Annotated in this window: 13 protein-coding genes and 1 pseudogene; 9 read left to right on the top strand and 5 right to left on the bottom strand. The window is 66.7% G+C overall.

What is annotated here, in order from left to right; genetic code table 11:
* Window positions 1-1,339: signal peptide peptidase SppA (gene sppA, locus VL973_RS07695; protein ID WP_325283442.1), on the bottom strand; the 1,339-nt coding region annotated here is incomplete at its 3' end.
* A 213-nt stretch (window positions 1,340-1,552) separates the two neighbouring features.
* On the opposite strand from sppA, the gene groES reads away from it, so the two are divergent.
* Window positions 1,553-1,843: a co-chaperone GroES gene (gene groES, locus VL973_RS07690; protein WP_325283441.1), complete on the top strand. Its 291-nt coding sequence runs from the start codon at window positions 1,553-1,555 to the stop codon at window positions 1,841-1,843.
* A gap of 49 nt (window positions 1,844-1,892) precedes the next feature.
* Window positions 1,893-3,539, top strand: coding sequence for a chaperonin GroEL (gene groL / locus VL973_RS07685; RefSeq protein WP_325283440.1), 1,647 nt, complete (start codon window positions 1,893-1,895; stop codon window positions 3,537-3,539).
* 122 nt (window positions 3,540-3,661) lie between these two features.
* Here groL and VL973_RS07680 read toward each other — a convergent pair whose 3' ends face one another.
* On the bottom strand, window positions 3,662-4,600 hold the full coding sequence (locus VL973_RS07680; protein ID WP_325283439.1) for a TraB/GumN family protein: 939 nt from the start codon (window positions 4,598-4,600) through the stop codon (window positions 3,662-3,664).
* Window positions 4,601-4,844: 244 nt separating this feature from the next.
* Between VL973_RS07680 and VL973_RS07675 the strand changes: the two genes are divergently transcribed.
* From VL973_RS07675 to VL973_RS07660, 4 genes are all read left to right on the top strand, one after another.
* The gene (locus tag VL973_RS07675) at window positions 4,845-6,245 is read left to right on the top strand and encodes an amidohydrolase (RefSeq protein ID WP_325283443.1); all 1,401 of its coding nucleotides are present in this window, start codon (window positions 4,845-4,847) and stop codon (window positions 6,243-6,245) included.
* Entirely contained in the window at window positions 6,245-7,552 is a 1,308-nt protein-coding gene (locus VL973_RS07670; protein WP_325283438.1) for an amidohydrolase family protein, read from the top strand. The genes VL973_RS07675 and VL973_RS07670 overlap by 1 nt, the downstream gene beginning before the upstream one ends.
* 107 nt (window positions 7,553-7,659) lie before the next feature.
* On the top strand, window positions 7,660-8,313 hold the full coding sequence (locus VL973_RS07665; protein WP_325283437.1) for a TetR/AcrR family transcriptional regulator: 654 nt from the start codon (window positions 7,660-7,662) through the stop codon (window positions 8,311-8,313).
* Entirely contained in the window at window positions 8,310-8,657 is a 348-nt protein-coding gene (locus tag VL973_RS07660; RefSeq protein ID WP_325283436.1) for a hypothetical protein, read from the top strand. Before VL973_RS07665 ends, VL973_RS07660 begins: the two co-directional genes overlap by 4 nt.
* A 73-nt stretch (window positions 8,658-8,730) precedes the next feature.
* Here VL973_RS07660 and VL973_RS07655 read toward each other — a convergent pair whose 3' ends face one another.
* On the bottom strand, window positions 8,731-11,199 hold the full coding sequence (locus VL973_RS07655) for a PhoX family protein (RefSeq protein ID WP_325283435.1): 2,469 nt from the start codon (window positions 11,197-11,199) through the stop codon (window positions 8,731-8,733).
* 168 nt (window positions 11,200-11,367) lie between these two features.
* Between VL973_RS07655 and VL973_RS07650 the strand changes: the two genes are divergently transcribed.
* Genes VL973_RS07650 through VL973_RS07640 form a run of 3 tightly spaced genes read left to right on the top strand, consistent with a single transcriptional unit; the run spans window position 11,368 to window position 12,766 of the window.
* A complete protein-coding gene (locus VL973_RS07650) occupies window positions 11,368-11,916 on the top strand; it encodes a hypothetical protein (RefSeq protein WP_325283434.1) in 549 nt (182 codons plus the stop codon).
* Window positions 11,916-12,368: a hypothetical protein gene (locus VL973_RS07645; RefSeq protein ID WP_325283433.1), complete on the top strand. Its 453-nt coding sequence runs from the start codon at window positions 11,916-11,918 to the stop codon at window positions 12,366-12,368. The genes VL973_RS07650 and VL973_RS07645 overlap by 1 nt, the downstream gene beginning before the upstream one ends.
* The gene (locus VL973_RS07640; protein WP_325283432.1) at window positions 12,365-12,766 is read left to right on the top strand and encodes a hypothetical protein; all 402 of its coding nucleotides are present in this window, start codon (window positions 12,365-12,367) and stop codon (window positions 12,764-12,766) included. The genes VL973_RS07645 and VL973_RS07640 overlap by 4 nt, the downstream gene beginning before the upstream one ends.
* Before the next feature lie 48 nt (window positions 12,767-12,814).
* Here the strand turns inward: VL973_RS07640 and gspD are convergent, their stop codons facing one another.
* Both gspD and VL973_RS07630 read right to left on the bottom strand, forming a co-directional pair.
* Entirely contained in the window at window positions 12,815-14,917 is a 2,103-nt protein-coding gene (gene gspD, locus VL973_RS07635; RefSeq protein WP_325283431.1) for a type II secretion system secretin GspD, read from the bottom strand.
* Between the two features lie 4 nt (window positions 14,918-14,921).
* A pseudogene (locus tag VL973_RS07630) lies at window positions 14,922-15,277 on the bottom strand (type II secretion system protein N); the annotation flags it as partial.

Raw genomic sequence — 15,277 nt, 5'->3', positions numbered from 1 at the left:
GGCCCGACAGCGGCGTGGTGCGAACGCCATCGGCGGTGACGCCGATCCTGGTGATCGCGTTTTCGAAAGTCGGGATCACGCCGAACACACCGATCGAGCCGGTGATGGTGTTCGGTTCGGCAAAGATCACGTCGCCGGGCGTCGATACCCAGTAACCGCCCGATGCGGCCAGCCCGCTCATCGACACGGTGACGGGCAGGCCCTGCGCCTTGGCCTGAAGGATCGCCTGACGAATCTTCTCCGAGGCCATCACCGATCCGCCCGGCGAATCGACGCGCACAACCAGTGCCTTGAGATTCTTTTCCGCCAGCCCCTTGAGGATCAGGCCGGCGATGGTGTCGCCCGCCGCGCTGCCGGGTCCGGCTTTGCCATCGACGATTTCGCCCGCCACTGTCACCACGCCGATCGCGTCGCCCGTGGCGGCGGCCGGATTGGCGGCGAGATAATCGGCCAGCTTGATCGTGTTGAAACTGCCCGCGGGCTTGCCTGCCGGTGCGCCTGCCAGTTCGGCCACACGCTTGCCGAATGCGATTTCGTCGCCGGTCTTGTCGATCAGCCCGGCGGTGAGGTTGGCGCGGCTAAGATCGCCGCCGGCGGCCCCGACCAGCTCGGCCGGGCGCGACAGGAACGCGGCGACGCGCGCCTTGGGCCGCGCCTTGCCCACCAGCTCCAGCCAGCGCGACTGGATGGCGCCATACAGCGCCTGATTGGCGGCGCGCGCCTCAGGCGACTGGTCGACGCGAAGATAAGGTTCGACCGCCGATTTATAGGTGCCGACGCGATAGATGTGCGCGTTGACGCCCAGCTTGTCGATCAACCCCTTGTAATAAAGCTGCGATCCGCCCGGCCCGGTCAGCACGGTGCCCACAAAAGGGTGCGACCAGATTTCGCTGGCATTGGCGGCAATCAGATAACCGGCATCGGTATAGCCCATGGCATAAGCCAGCACCGGCTTGCCCGTGGCGCGCACCGCGCCGACCGCTTCGGCGACCTGCGCCACGATGGCGGGATAGCCGCCGGTGAAGCTGTCGAGGTCGAGGACGACGGCCTTCACCCGGTCGTCGCTGCGCGCGACTTCCAGCGCGCGAACCACGTCGCGCAGCCGCGTTTCGCGCACGATGTCGCCGCCCGCCAGCCCGGCAAAGGGGTCGACTTCCTGCGGCTGTTCGACGATCTGGCCCTGCAGCTCGACCAGCAGCGCGCCATTGCTGATGGTCGCGGCGTTCGGCCGGCTCGACAACAATGCGAACAGCGTTCCGAAAAACAGCAGCATGAAGATCAGGACGAGCGCGTCCTTGATTCCGACCAGCAGCTTCCACGCGGCCCGCACCAGCTTCACGTCGCAATTCTCCTTCGCATCGACGCTTTGCGCTAGAGCATCGCCGCGCGACAGGCAACGGCGTCTTGGCCGCGTAACACAGCGCGAGCAGCCGCTATTTTTGTCGGGCAGCGGCTTGACGACTCATCGCCGCCGCAACATATCCGCCTCCGTTAGCACTCGGCCGAGTTGAGTGCTAAGCAAGGTCAACCATCCCTTTTGAGAGGAAGGCGCATGAACTTTCGTCCGTTGCACGACCGTGTGCTGGTCCGCCGTGTCGAAGCCGAGGAAAAGACGGCTGGCGGCATCATCATCCCCGAAACCGCCAAGGAAAAGCCGCAGGAAGGCGAAGTCGTCGCCGCCGGCGCCGGTGCCAAGAACGACAAGGGCGAGGTCAGCCCGCTGGACGTCAAGGCCGGGGATCGCATCCTGTTCGGCAAGTGGTCGGGCACCGAGGTCAAGGTGAACGGCGAAGACCTGCTCATCATGAAGGAAAGCGACATCCTGGGCATCGTCCAGGCATAATTCGCGCTTTTCGTTTATCCGTTTCCAATTCAACTGAAAGGGTAGCCACATGGCAGCCAAGGACGTGAAATTCAGCCGCGACGCGCGTGAACGCATCCTGCGCGGCGTCGACATCCTCGCCGACGCGGTCAAGGTCACGCTGGGGCCGAAGGGTCGCAACGTCGTGATCGACAAGTCGTTCGGTGCGCCCCGCATCACCAAGGACGGCGTCAGCGTCGCCAAGGAAATCGAACTCAAGGACAAGTTCGAGAACATGGGCGCGCAGATGGTCCGCGAGGTCGCCTCGAAGACCAACGACGTCGCCGGTGACGGCACCACCACGGCCACCGTGCTGGCCCAGGCGATCGTTCGCGAAGGCATGAAGTCGGTTGCGGCCGGCATGAACCCGATGGACCTGAAGCGCGGCGTCGATCTGGCCGTGACCAAGGTGGTCGCGGACCTTCAGGCGCGTTCGAAGCCGGTTTCGGGTTCGAGCGAAATCGCCCAGGTCGGCATCATTTCGGCCAATGGCGACCGTGAAGTCGGCGAGAAGATCGCCGAAGCCATGGAGAAGGTCGGCAAGGAAGGCGTCATCACCGTCGAGGAGGCCAAGGGTCTCGAGTTCGAACTCGACGTTGTCGAGGGGATGCAGTTCGACCGCGGTTATCTGTCGCCCTATTTCATCACCAACCCGGAGAAGATGGCGGTCGAACTGAGCGACCCCTACATCCTGATCCACGAGAAGAAGCTGTCGTCGCTGCAGGCGATGCTGCCGATCCTCGAAGCGGTGGTGCAGTCGGGCCGTCCGCTCCTCATCATCGCCGAGGATATCGAAGGCGAAGCGCTGGCGACCCTGGTCGTCAACAAGCTGCGCGGCGGCCTGAAGGTCGCGGCGGTCAAGGCGCCGGGCTTTGGCGATCGTCGCAAGGCGATGCTGGAAGACATCGCGATCCTGACCAAGGGCGAAGTCATCAGCGAAGATCTGGGCATCAAGCTCGAATCGGTGACGCTGGGTATGCTCGGCACCGCCAAGCGCGTGACCATCGACAAGGACAACACCATCATCGTCGATGGTGCCGGTGAAGCCGACGCGATCAAGGGCCGCACCGATGCGATCCGTCAGCAGATCGAAGTCACCACCAGCGACTATGACCGCGAGAAGCTCCAGGAGCGTCTGGCGAAGCTGGCGGGCGGCGTGGCCGTCATCAAGGTCGGCGGCGCTTCGGAAGTCGAAGTCAAGGAGCGCAAGGACCGCGTCGACGACGCGCTGCACGCGACCCGCGCAGCCGTCGAAGAAGGCATCGTCCCCGGTGGCGGCACGGCGCTTCTCTATGCGACCAAGGCGCTTGAAGGGCTGAAGGGCGAGAATGAGGACCAGACGCGCGGCGTGGACATCGTCCGCAAGTCGCTGACCTCGCTGGTCCGTCAGATTGCGGCGAATGCGGGTCACGACGGCGCGGTCGTGTCGGGCAAGCTGCTCGACCAGACCGACACGTCGTTCGGCTTCAACGCGGCGACCGACACCTATGAGAACCTGGTGTCGGCCGGCGTGATCGACCCGACCAAGGTCGTTCGCACCGCGCTGCAGAACGCGGCATCGGTCGCCGGCCTGCTCATCACCACCGAAGCGGCGGTGAGCGAGCTGCCCGAAGACAAGTCGGCGGCCCCCGCAATGCCCGGTGGCGGCATGGGCGGCATGGGCGGCATGGACTTCTGATCTGATATGGCCCCGGTCAGGCGTGCCTGGCCGGGGACCCGCATCAGGTCGGTCCAGACCCGAACAGAAAAAAGGGCCGGGGGTTCGCTCCCGGCCCTTTTTCGTTTGTCGTTGCATCCGGGTCAGTAGGGGACGCGCACGGCCCGCAATTTGCGATCGGCCAGCTTGGCCATCACGCTGTCGTGCCCCGCCAGATGGCCGGCGCCCACCGCCATGAACACCGTGCCGGGCTTGTCAAGCCGCGTGTCGATCCATTCGGCCCAGCGCGTGTTGCGATCGGCAAGCAGCACCTGTGCAACCTCCGGCACGTCGGTCAGGCCGTCGTTCATGACCGTCGCCAGCCGGTCGGGCTGCCCCTTTGCCCAGGCATCGACCATCGTTTCGATCATCGGCTGGATACGCGGCAGTTCGGCCACGGTCGAATTGAGCAGCTTTATCTGCGCCGTGTCGGGCAGCGATTCGAAATAGCCGAGCTGCTGCTCTGCCGTCTCAAGTCCCGATACCGGCTTGCGCGCGCTTTTCGCGGCGGCGGTAATCTGTGCCTCGGCCCCCTGTGCCGGATCATAGCCCAGCTTGATGAGCGGCAGGATCGACAGATTCGTCGATGCGAACCACGGGTCGGTGCGGTCGAAGACATTGGCGGGCAGCCCCATCTCACCCAGTGCGGCGAGATAGGCTGCGCGCTTGTCGGGCGCGAGTCTTTCGGGAAGTGTCGGGCCGCCGTTGGTGATTGCCAGCCGCTGGATCAACGCCTGCATCGCCTGTGGCTCAGGCGTCACCATTTCCAGCACGACCTCGTCACTGTCGTCGAACGCCTTGCGAACGCCTTCATCGAACCATGACAGGCCCGGTTTCAGGACGTGGATGGTGCCGAACAGATAGATGGTCGTGTCGTCGTCGCGCAAGACCCACAAAGCCGGGTCGGCATCGACCGTCGCCGTGGCCGTGGCGGGTGCCTCTGCCGGGGCAGGCGCGGGCGACTGCTGCGCCTGTGCCGACAGCGCGACCGGCGACACCGCCAGCCCCAGCGCCACCGCGATCTTCCGCCATGATTTGGGCATCGCCAATCCTCATTGATGCTGATCCGTCGCCGCTTCGATAGCGGGTCAGCGGGGCGCGGGCAAAAGCGACGATGCGGAAATCGGCGATTTACATGCAGGCGATTTCGTTTCACCCTTTACCGATCAAGAGGGGTGGCATTTTTCCGGCCAATCAGAACGGCTTTGACGCGATAACGCGCGACGCCGATCGGTGTGCACGAGAGGAATGCGGCGTATCAGGGAGACGAATGTGAAGCGATCATTGATGCTGGGCGCCGCCGCGTTGCTGGCCGGCTGCGCCGCCAATGGCGGGACTGGCGCCCGCACCGCCTCGGCGGGCAGCAAGGCGCCCGCGCCGGGCCTGAACAAGGGCTATTCGCACGATCCCTTTCCCTCCACCTATCGCGCCTATCCGGGCCGCCCGACGCTGATTACCAACGTCACCGTGCTGGACGGCGAGGGCGGGCGCATCGACAACGGCCAGGTGCTGTTCCGCGACGGAAAGATCGTGGCGGTCGGGCAGGCGCTGGACGCGGGCGACGCCGATGTGATCGATGGACAGGGCAAGTGGGTGACGCCCGGCATCATCGACATCCACAGCCATCTGGGCGATTATCCCAGCCCCGCTGTCGACGCGCATTCCGATGGCAACGAAGCGACCGCGCCGATCACGGCGGAGGTATGGGCCGAACATTCCGTCTGGCCGCAGGACCCCGGTTTTGCCCGTGCGCTGGCCAATGGCGGCGTCACCACGTTGCAGATCCTGCCCGGTTCGGCGAACCTGATGGGCGGCCGTTCGGTGACGCTCAAGAACGTCTATGCACGGACCATGCAGGGGATGAAATTCCCCGGCGCGCCTTACGGACTGAAAATGGCGTGCGGCGAAAACCCCAAGCGCGTTTATGGCGGCAAGGGGCGCGCGCCCTCGACGCGGATGGGCAATGTCGCGGTCAATCGCGCGACCTGGGCCAAGGCGGCCGACTATCGCCGCAAATGGGACAAATACGAGAATGACGGCGGCGATGCGCCGACGCGGGATATCCAGATGGATACGTTGCGCGGCGTGTTGTCGGGCGAGATCCTGGTCCACAACCACTGCTACCGCGCCGACGAAATGGCCATCGTCATGGATATGGCCAAGGAGTTCGGATATCAGGTCTCGACCTTTCACCACGCGGTCGAAAGCTACAAGATCGCCGACCTGTTGAAGGCGAACGGCGTCTGCTCGGCGGTATGGGCCGACTGGTATGGCTTCAAGATGGAAAGCTATGACGCGGTGACCGAGAACCTCGCCATCCTCGACAAGGAGGGGGCGTGCGCGATGATCCATTCGGACGACGCCAACGGCATCCAGCGGCTGAACCAGGAAGTGGCCAAGGCGATGGCGGCGGGCCGCCGCGCGGGCATGACGATCACGCCCGAACATGCCTGGACCTGGCTGTCCTACAATCCGGCAAAGGCGATGGGGATCGCCGAGCAGACCGGCAGCCTGAAACCCGGCAAGATGGCCGATGTGGTGCTGTGGAACGGCGATCCGTTCAGCGTCTATACCCGGCCCGAACGCGTGTGGATCGACGGCGCGCTGATGTATGACATGAACAACCCCAAAATGCGGCCGGTGTCCGACTTCGAACTGGGCCAGCCCGGCGAAGGAGACGTGAAGTGATGCGCGGGTTCAAGCTGATTGCGGCGCTGATGGCGACCGCCGCCGCGCTGCCCGCCGCCGCGCAGGACGTGGCGATCACCAATGCAAAGCTGGTCATCGGCGATGGTTCGGAGCCGGTCGATGGCGGCACCGTTATCATTCGCGGCGGTCGCGTGGTCGCGGCGGGTGCGGGTGTTGCCGTGCCAGGTGGTGTCCGCACCGTCGATGCGGGGGGGCGTTGGGTGTCGCCCGGCATCGTCGCGGGCTTTACGCGGATGGGCGTGGTCGAGGTCGATGGCGTGCGCGATACCGACGACTCGTCCGCCGCAGGATCGGTGTTCAATGCCGGGCTGGACCTTGCCCCCGCGGTCAACCCGCGCTCGACCCCGATTGCGGTCAACCGGGCGGAGGGGATCACGCGCGCCGTCGTCGCGCCGGCGCCGCACGGATCGATCTTTGCCGGGCAGGGCGCCGTCATCGATCTGGGCGCCGACATGGACGCGGTGATGACGCCGCGCGCCTTCCAGTTCATGGAATGGGGCGAGACCGGGGCCGAGCGCGCCGGGGGCAGCCGCGCGGCGGCGATGGCGATGCTGCAAAACGCCTTTCATGAAGCGCAGGCCTATCGCCGCGATCCGCAAAGCTATGACGATCGCGGTAAGGATGCGCTGCTGACGCGCGCCGACGCCGCAGCGTTGGTGCCGGTCATCGAAGGGCGGATGCCGCTGCTGGTCCATGCCGAGCGTGCGTCGGACATCCTGACGCTGATCGAACTGAAGCGCGCCTTTCCGGCGCTGCGCCTGGTGCTGGTCGGCGCGAGCGAAGCGTGGACCGTCGCGCGGGAGATCGCGGCGGCCAACATCCCGGTCATCGCATCGGCCTTGGCCGACCTGCCCGCCAGTTTCGAGCAACTGGCCGCCACCCAGTCGAACATCGGCCGGTTGAAGGCGGCGGGCGTGACCGTCGGCATCGGCTCGATCAACGACGACGAAGCGCGGCAGGCGCGGCTGGTCAAGCAATATGCCGGCAATCTGGTCGCGCTGACCAAGGTGCCGGGGGCTTCGGGGCTAAGCTGGGGACAGGCGTTCGCGACGATCAGCTCGCTGCCCGCCGAGGCGATCGGCATGGGCGACCAGATCGGCTCGCTGCGCGCAGGGCGGCGCGGAGACGTCGTGATCTGGGACGGCGATCCTTTGGAAGTCGGGACCGCCGCGACTGCGGTGTTCGTCGACGGGGTTGAGCAACCGCTGGGCAATCGGCAGACGCGACTGCGCGACCGTTATCTCGACCCCAAGGAGGGAACGCTTCCCAAGGCCTATCAGTATTAACCCTGAGGTCTATATGGATCGGGTGGTCGCGACGTGCGACCGTCCGGTCGCACACCAGGTGAAGGGTCAAATGGGAATTGGTTGACAGCGTTGGCTGTTGCGCCGCGATGCGCGCAAAGACGGGGCCGGGACGACCGCGCGACCCGGCAAAACTGGACGCCATTCTGGTCGCCGCGCGCGAGAGTTTTCTGGAGCGCGGGTTTCACGCCTCCACCATCGAGGACATTGCGGCGCGCGCGGGGGTGTCCAAGGTCACGTTGTATAACCGCTTCGGTGACAAGGAATCGCTGTTCGAAGCGATGGTCCGGCGTGAAGTGTCGCGCATGGATGCGTTGTTCACGCCGCCTGCGGATGGCGCCCGGTCGCTCAAGGACCGGCTGACACAGATCGGCACGGCGTTGCTCGAATTGATGTTCGACCCCGAACATGTCGCATTCGACCGCCTGATCGCGGGCGAGATCGCACAATCGCCGGCGCTTGCCCGGCGCTTTTTCGATGCGGCGCCCGGTCAGTGTCGCGGCGCACTGGCCCAGATCGTCACCGATGCCGCTGAAGCCGGGCAGCTGAGCGTCGACGATGCCGGCCGCGCAGCCGAGGATCTGGTCGCGTTGTGGAAGGGTTTTTGCGATTTCGAACTCAAACTCGGCCTGATCGAACGGCCCAGTGACGAAGCGATCGTGGCGCGGGCGGCGCGCGGAACCGCGGTGTTCCTGCGCGCCTATGCGCCGGACAATGTGGCAGCAGCAGGAGAGGGACAATGATCCGTGCGGTTTTTGCAGGTGCGGCGCTAGTGATGCTGGCGGCATGTGGCGGCGGTGAACCGGCCGCGCCGGCGTCCAACGAAATGGGCGTCGCCGAAAATGGCGAGGCGCTGAATTACCAGGCGGCGGTTCTCGATCTGCCGCCCGGTCAGCGCGACGTGGTGATGATCCGCGCGATCCGCGATGCCGGGATCGAATGCCAGCAAGTCACCGGCAGCGAGCAGATCAAGGGCGAGGGGTTGGTTTACCGGGCGAAGTGCGGGGACGGCGCCAGCCATGTCGTCGCTATCGCCGCCGATGGCAATGCACAGGTCATCAGCGCGGGCGCGGCCGCCGATCGTTGAGGCAGGCGTAACCGCAAATAAAAAAAGGGGGAGGCGGTGACGCCTCCCCCTTCTCATTTCAGGCGATGGCCGATCAGAGGCCGACCACGCCGCCGTCATTCTTGACGATGAACACGACGCCCGAACGCGGGCGAACGGTTTCGGCGACTTCCGCGTTGCTCTGGCTGTCGGGCCAGTTGCTGGTCGGCTCGGTCGGCGTGCCACCTTCGCCCGGATGCTGGATGCCGACGAACAGCGTGCGGCCATCGGGGGTCGTGTCGACGCCGGTGATCTCGCATTCGACCGGGCCGACCAGGAAGCGGCGCAGATTGGTGCCGGGGGCGGCACCGATCCGCGTCGTGACGGTGTTGGTCGTGCCGTCCGCCGCAGTGCTGGTCACCGAACGCGTGCCGCCATCACCGACGCTGCCCGGGAAAGCGGCCAGCATCTGGTTGTTGGTGACGTCGGTGAAAGCGCCGTCATCGGTCTGGATCCACAGCAGCGGATTGACCTGACCCGATGCATTCGACGGGCGACCGAACCACAGACCGTCGGGGCTGGAGTGGTCGTTGTCAGCGGTCAGAGCCGACAGGTTGATGTTGGTCGGATCGAGGTCCGAACCGGCGGCGAACACATAGATGTCCCAGGTGAAGCTGGTCGCTTCGGTCGTGTCACCGGCTTCGCGCAGGCGCAGGATGTGGCCGTTGCGGTTGCCGCGCGAGGTGCTGGGCGCGTCCTGATACGAACGCGGGTTGGCCGGATCGACCAGCGCCGCCGTGCGCGACGAATTGTTGGTCAGCGTCAGATACATCTCGCCATTGGCCGGGTTGACCGCGGTCCATTCGGGACGATCCATGCGCGTCGCGCCCGACACGTCGGCGGCGATGCGACAATGAACCAGCACATCCGCCTGATCCGCAAAGGGGTAGGTGGTGTTGGTGCTGGTAACGGTGCCCTGGCCAAAGACCAGTGGCACCCACTGGCCCGAACCATCGGCATTGAAGCGCGCGACATAGAGCGTGCCGTTGTCGAGATATTTGTCGCCGATCGCCAGACGGTCGGTCGCCGTTGCATCGGCAGCGTCCCAAGGCGTGGCCGACACGAACTTGTAGAGATATTCGTTCTGCGCGTCGTCACCCATGTAGAAGGCGGGGCGAACGCCGGCTTCGAACAGGCCCGGCCAGCAGCCTTCATGGTTGAAGCGGCCAAGCGCGGTGCGCTTACGCGGTGCGCGTGCCCGGTCGAAGGGGTCGATTTCGACCACCCAGCCATATTGGTTGGGTTCGTTGCGGTAATCGGTGGCCGCGCTCGATCCCGTGGCCTGTGCGTCCCACTTGCGGAACACGGTGCTCGACGCGTCGCTGGGCGTGACGCTGGCCCAGGCATAGTTGCCATTGGTGCTGCGGACGCCGTAGCGCGTGAGCGCGGTGACTTCCTTGGCCGAACGGCGCGGATTGTCGGCTTCGGTCGGGCGACGGAAATAACCGGCCCAGTTTTCTTCGCACGTCAGCAGCGTGGCCCACGGCGTCGCGCCGTTCGCGCAGTTGTTGATCGTGCCGCGACCGACAGTGGCGTCAGGCGAATAGGCCGTGACGAGCAGCGCGTTGCCGCGTGCCGGACCGCGCATTTCGGTCGGCGTGTTGGGCGTGACGCGACGGTTGAAGTCGCTGTTCTGGACATAGGCCCAGCCGCCCGTGCCCTGCACGACCTCAACGGTCGAGACGCCGTGCGCTTCGATTTCCTTGATCGCCTCGGCTTCGGGGCGCGGACCCGACGACACGTTGGTCGGGCCATTGGCATGCAGATACTGGACGTTCAGATTCTCATGGTTCTGCATGAGAAGGCCGCGCGTGTTGCTGTTGTCGTCGCGCGCGCCGTCGGCGTTCAGGCCGAAATAATAAAGCGCATCGCCATGGTCGCCGATACGGTTGGCGAAATTGGTGTCGGTGCCGTTATTGGCATAGGCCGCAACCCCTTCGGCGATCGGATCGCCGACGCGGGTCAGCAGGCCGATCGAATAGCCGGTCGGGATGGTGACGACGTCGTTGCGGTTCTTGGCGACGGCGGTGAAACCGAGCGCGGCGGGCGTCACGTTGACCGTGGTTTCGGCCGATGACGACTGACCCTGCGGATCGGCCGCGACATAGCGGAAGACGAGCGGCGTCGCTGCGTCCACGGCGGGCGCGATGAACGTGGCGGTCGCGGTATTGGCGTTGGTCAGCGTGACGGTCGGGCCGGACACCTGCGTCCAGGCCGAGGTGACGGTGCCGCCATCGTCGGTCACGGTGCTGGTCAGCGTGACCACGCGGCCCGATGCGCTGGAGCCGCTCGACCCGGCGGTGACGACGGGTGCCGAATTCTCGCTCTCGTCATCATTGTCATCGCACGCGGCCAGCACGGCGCCGCCGAAAACGGCGATCGCCGCGGCCGACACGCCGCCCTTCAGCGTATCACGGCGCGAGTAGCGATGGTCGATCAGTTCGCCCAGCGACAGATTGCTCGTCGGATTGGTGTCAATATCGCCGTCGGTATAGCCCGACTCGAGTTCCAGCATTTCGCTCATCTTCAATTCCCCAAACCTTGCCCCACGGGCATGACCCCCGGTCCCTGTTGCTTGTGGCGGTGCCAGCTTACGCGCCCATGCACAATGGGTTACGCAACCGCGTCAACCGCATGACGGCATTGTGACAAGGTGTTGCCGGGACTCGCATGGGCCGCGACAAGGCGCTAGGTGCGCGGGCCGATGGACCCGATTGCGCTGCCACCGCCCGATCCCATGCCTAGCCTTGCCGAGCGCGTGGGGGCGCTGATTTCTGCCGATTCCAAGGCTGTTCAGCCGGTGGTGCCGGGAGCGGCACGTCGATTGGGTTTGATGCTGGCAGTCGTGCTGCCGATGGGACCGGTGCTGACCACCGGCATCGCCGAATGGTGGGCCGCCGACACACGCCATGCGGTCGCGGCAAGCACGCACAGCCCCAAGGCGCGCGCGGCCGCGGGGCGTCAGGCCGAACGCCAGGCATTGGCGCGGCTGGGCGGGCGGTCCGTTGCCGGCACGCTCGACCGGGTCGCGCGGCTGATCCCGGCGGACGACCAGCTGGTGACGCTGGAAACGACGATCGATGCGGAGGCGGGGCCGCGATTGCGGGCGGAAATCGCCACGGTCGATCCCGACCGGCTGCGCGCGGCGATGGCGCGCGAATCGACCGTCAGCCGGCTCAGAACCGAAAGCGAGCGGCGCGGTGACGGCGTGCTGATCGTCACGGTCGAGGGTGCGCTGTAATGCGGCGCCCGGTGCTTGCCGGGGCTGCGGTCGGCATGGCCCTGTCCGTGGTGGCATGGCTGCTGATGCTCGAATCACTGACGTTGCTTGACCAGCGGCGCGTCACGGCGGCCGGGGCGGCGGCTGCAACGACCATGGATGCCGCGCCGGATGCGCCGTTTCGGATGCGTGCCGGGACGCAAGGCGCCGCGCAGCGTGCGGTGGCCACGCGCCTGCGCCGCGATGCCGCCGCCAATGCCGTGCTGGTCGAACGGATCGCGGGCGCATCGCCGCTGGGACCGGGGCTGGCGCGGATCAATGTCGAGCTGTCGGGTTCGGAAAAGGCCGTGCTGATCGTCGCCGATGCGATCGAACGCGAGCAGCCGGGCGTGCGATGGCGCGAGTGGCGGCTGGCCGCGGTGTCAGGCGGTGCGGTGCGCTTGTCGGGCGACGTGGCGATCGCGTGGCGATGATCCGGTCCCGCACTCTTGCCGCCGCGCTTGCCGCACTCGCGCTGGCGATACCCGCCGCCATGATCGGTCCACGCCTGCTGAGTCCTCCGGTTGCGCCGCCGGTGGTGGCCGATGCGATCGACTGGCGCGCGCCGCCGCCCATGTCGGCGGCGCTTGCAAGACCGTTGTTCGATGCGGGTGGCGCGACGGCCATGCCCGCCGATGCCCCCGAACTGGTCGGGGTCGCCGGGCGGCTGGGACGCGATGCGGTGGCGATGGTGCGCGGACGCGACGGCGCGGTGCGAACGCTGGCGCCGGGGGAAGGGGTCGATGGCTGGCAGCTTCGCAGCCTGTCGATCGACGCGGCCTATTTCACGCGCGGCACGCAACAGGCGCGGGTGCCGCTGGGGCAGGATTGAGCCGGCCTTGGGCCTTGCCCCGCGCATTCAGCGGGGCAAGGCATTCGGTCAATAAATACCGTCGATCTCGACGCTCAGGCGCGGGGCAGGCGGGTTGAGCAGCAGGCTGCTTTTGTCGGCCAGCCCTGCTTCGATCCCGCGCAGTCGCTGATACCGCTCCGCCGCCGCAGCCGCCGTCGCAGCCGGGTCGCGCAGGATGGTGGGCTTGAGGAAGATGAACAGTGAGCGTTTCTGCCGCTGTTCCTGGCGCGACTTGAACAATTCGCCGACCAGCGGGATGTCGCCCAGGATCGGCACCTGGCTGCGCGCGCGGATATAGTCGTCGTTGATGAGGCCGCCCAGCACGATGGTCGAGCCGTTTTCGGCAAGCACCGTGGTGTTGATCGCGCGGCGATTGGTGATGAGGTCGGTCGCCTGCGCCAATTGGGTCTGTGCGATGGTCGACGCTTCCTGGCTGACCTCCAGCCGGATCGTGTCGCCGGCGTTGACGCGCGGCAGGACGCGCAGCGTGATGCCGACGTCCTTGCGCTCGACCGAAGTATAGGGCGTGGCGCCGTTGTTGTTGGTCAGCACCGACCCGGTGATGAAGGGCACTTCCTGTGCCACCACGAATTCACCGATCTTGTTGTCCAGCACCGTAACCGAGGGTGTCGACAGCAGGTTCGATTTGGTCGAGGTGCCCAGCGCCTGCACGAGGATCGAGAAATCGTTGCCGAAGGCGATGTTGCCGGTCAGGCCGGTGGGTAGCAGTTGACCGATCGGAACGCCGAGCGCGCCGAGGATCGTGCCGAGGCCGACGCCCCCCGTGCTCTGCGGGCCGAAACTGGTCGCCACGCCCTCGACCTGGTCGAGCACGGTGCCCGCGCTGCCGATCTGCACCGCCAGCCGTTCCGCCTCGTCACCGGTAATCTCGGCGATCGCGGCTTCCAGCAATACCTGCGGGCGGCGGACGTCGAGGTCGGCGATCAGCGTTTCCATGCCCGCCATCGCGGTCGGCGTGCCGCGCACGACGATGGCGTTGATGTCGGGCGCGGGCTGAACCGTCAGTTCGGGCGTCGAGAAGCCCTGCGGCGTCGGGTCCCGCTCGTTCTGGCCGACCGTCGAAATGCTGGCGCCGCCCGCCGCACTGGTCGCGCCGCCAAGCGCCGAAGCCGCGTCCTGATTGCTGCTGTTGACCAGTCCGGCCAGCGCCGCCGTCGGGCTGCGATTGGCGCTGGCGCCAAGGCCACCGCGCGTGCCGCGCGATTGCAGGCTGCTTGCGACGGGGTTGTTCGCTTCCGCTTCCTGACCCAGCACGCCGCGCATCACTTCGGTGACACTTTCGGCATCGGCATAGTTCAGGCGGAACACCCGTGTCATCGGCGTGGCGCCGCCGGGCGTGTCGAGCGACAGGGCGATGCGCCGGGCCTCTGCCACGGTCGATGGCGTGCCGCGCACGACCACCATGTTGCTGCGCGCATCACCGGCGACACGCGCGCCGCCCGCTTCGCCTTCGCCCACGACCTGCTGGATCGCCGCCGCCACATCGACCGCCGAGCCGTTGCGAAGCGGAATCGTCGCGAAGCTCTGGCCGCCGCCGCCGTCCAGATTCCGCATCAGCCCCTCGACCCGGCGGACATTGTCGGCGTAATCGGTGACGACGATCGCGTTCGGGCTGGCCAGCGGCTCGACCGAGCCGAAGGTGGCGATCAGCGGGCGCGCGATTCGCGCGGCTTCCGCCGCCGGCACGTTCGACAGGCGGATCATGCGCGTGGTCATTTCCTGACCCGAACCCGATCGCCGGACGCCGCCGTCGCGAACGGCATTGGCCTGTGGCACGATGCGCCATGCGCGGCCCGACTGGACCGCCGTGAAACCGTTGGCGCGCAGCACCGACTGGAACAATTCCCACACCCCCGCCGCCGACAGCGGTTGCGAGGAGGTGACGGTCACGGTGCCCTTGACCGCCGGGTCGAGGATCAGCGTGCGACCGGTCAGGCGCGAGATCTGGTCGGCGACATCGGCGATTTCGATGCCGCGCATGTTGACGACGATGTCGCCCGCCTGCTCCTGCGCGGCGGCGACCATTGGCTGGGCCACCGTCACGGCAAGCGCGCACGCAAGCGCGAAACGGGGAGCGGTGCGGGGCATACGGTGGGTCACTGGGTTCATGTCTCTAGCGTAGCGGGACGGTCAGCGTCATCGGCTTGCCGTCGCGGAGGACCTGGATTTGCGCCGAACCGCTGGCCTGCGCGGCGGCAAAGGCGGCCTGATCGGCGGCTCCCTTGCCCAGCGCCTGGCCATTGACCGACTGAACGACGTCGCCCGGCTGGATGCCCGGCAGGCCGCCGGCACCGATGCGGTATCCGCCATCGGTTGGTTCGGCCTGTAGCCGCTGGAGCAGGTTTGCCGCGGCTTGCGGCGGCGGCGCTGCGGGGGCGGATGGCGTTGCGGCGGGCGTGCTGGTCGCGGGCGCGGCGCCCGGCGCACCGGCGGGCGGCGCGGCGGGATCGGGCAATGCCAGATATTCGG

It is taken from the genome of Sphingomonas sp., from assembly GCF_035490575.1.
Taxonomy (GTDB): Bacteria; Pseudomonadota; Alphaproteobacteria; order Sphingomonadales; family Sphingomonadaceae; genus Sphingomonas.
This window is presented reverse-complemented; position numbering and strand designations above follow the sequence as displayed.

Excerpts from the sequence above, each read along its gene's own strand:
- VL973_RS07660 (WP_325283436.1), top strand. The coding sequence starts at position 8,310 with ATGATCCGTGCGGTTTTTGCAGGTGCGGCGCTAGTGATGCTGGCGGCA.
- VL973_RS07670 (WP_325283438.1), top strand. The coding sequence starts at position 6,245 with ATGCGCGGGTTCAAGCTGATTGCGGCGCTGATGGCGACCGCCGCCGCG.
- VL973_RS07655 (WP_325283435.1), bottom strand. The coding sequence starts at position 11,199 with ATGAGCGAAATGCTGGAACTCGAGTCGGGCTATACCGACGGCGATATT.
- VL973_RS07645 (WP_325283433.1), top strand. The coding sequence starts at position 11,916 with ATGCGGCGCCCGGTGCTTGCCGGGGCTGCGGTCGGCATGGCCCTGTCC.
- VL973_RS07640 (WP_325283432.1), top strand. The coding sequence starts at position 12,365 with ATGATCCGGTCCCGCACTCTTGCCGCCGCGCTTGCCGCACTCGCGCTG.
- VL973_RS07680 (WP_325283439.1), bottom strand. The coding sequence starts at position 4,600 with ATGCCCAAATCATGGCGGAAGATCGCGGTGGCGCTGGGGCTGGCGGTG.
- VL973_RS07675 (WP_325283443.1), top strand. The coding sequence starts at position 4,845 with ATGCTGGGCGCCGCCGCGTTGCTGGCCGGCTGCGCCGCCAATGGCGGG.
- VL973_RS07665 (WP_325283437.1), top strand. The coding sequence starts at position 7,660 with ATGCGCGCAAAGACGGGGCCGGGACGACCGCGCGACCCGGCAAAACTG.
- groL (WP_325283440.1), top strand. The coding sequence starts at position 1,893 with ATGGCAGCCAAGGACGTGAAATTCAGCCGCGACGCGCGTGAACGCATC.
- groES (WP_325283441.1), top strand. The coding sequence starts at position 1,553 with ATGAACTTTCGTCCGTTGCACGACCGTGTGCTGGTCCGCCGTGTCGAA.
- gspD (WP_325283431.1), bottom strand. The coding sequence starts at position 14,917 with ATGAACCCAGTGACCCACCGTATGCCCCGCACCGCTCCCCGTTTCGCG.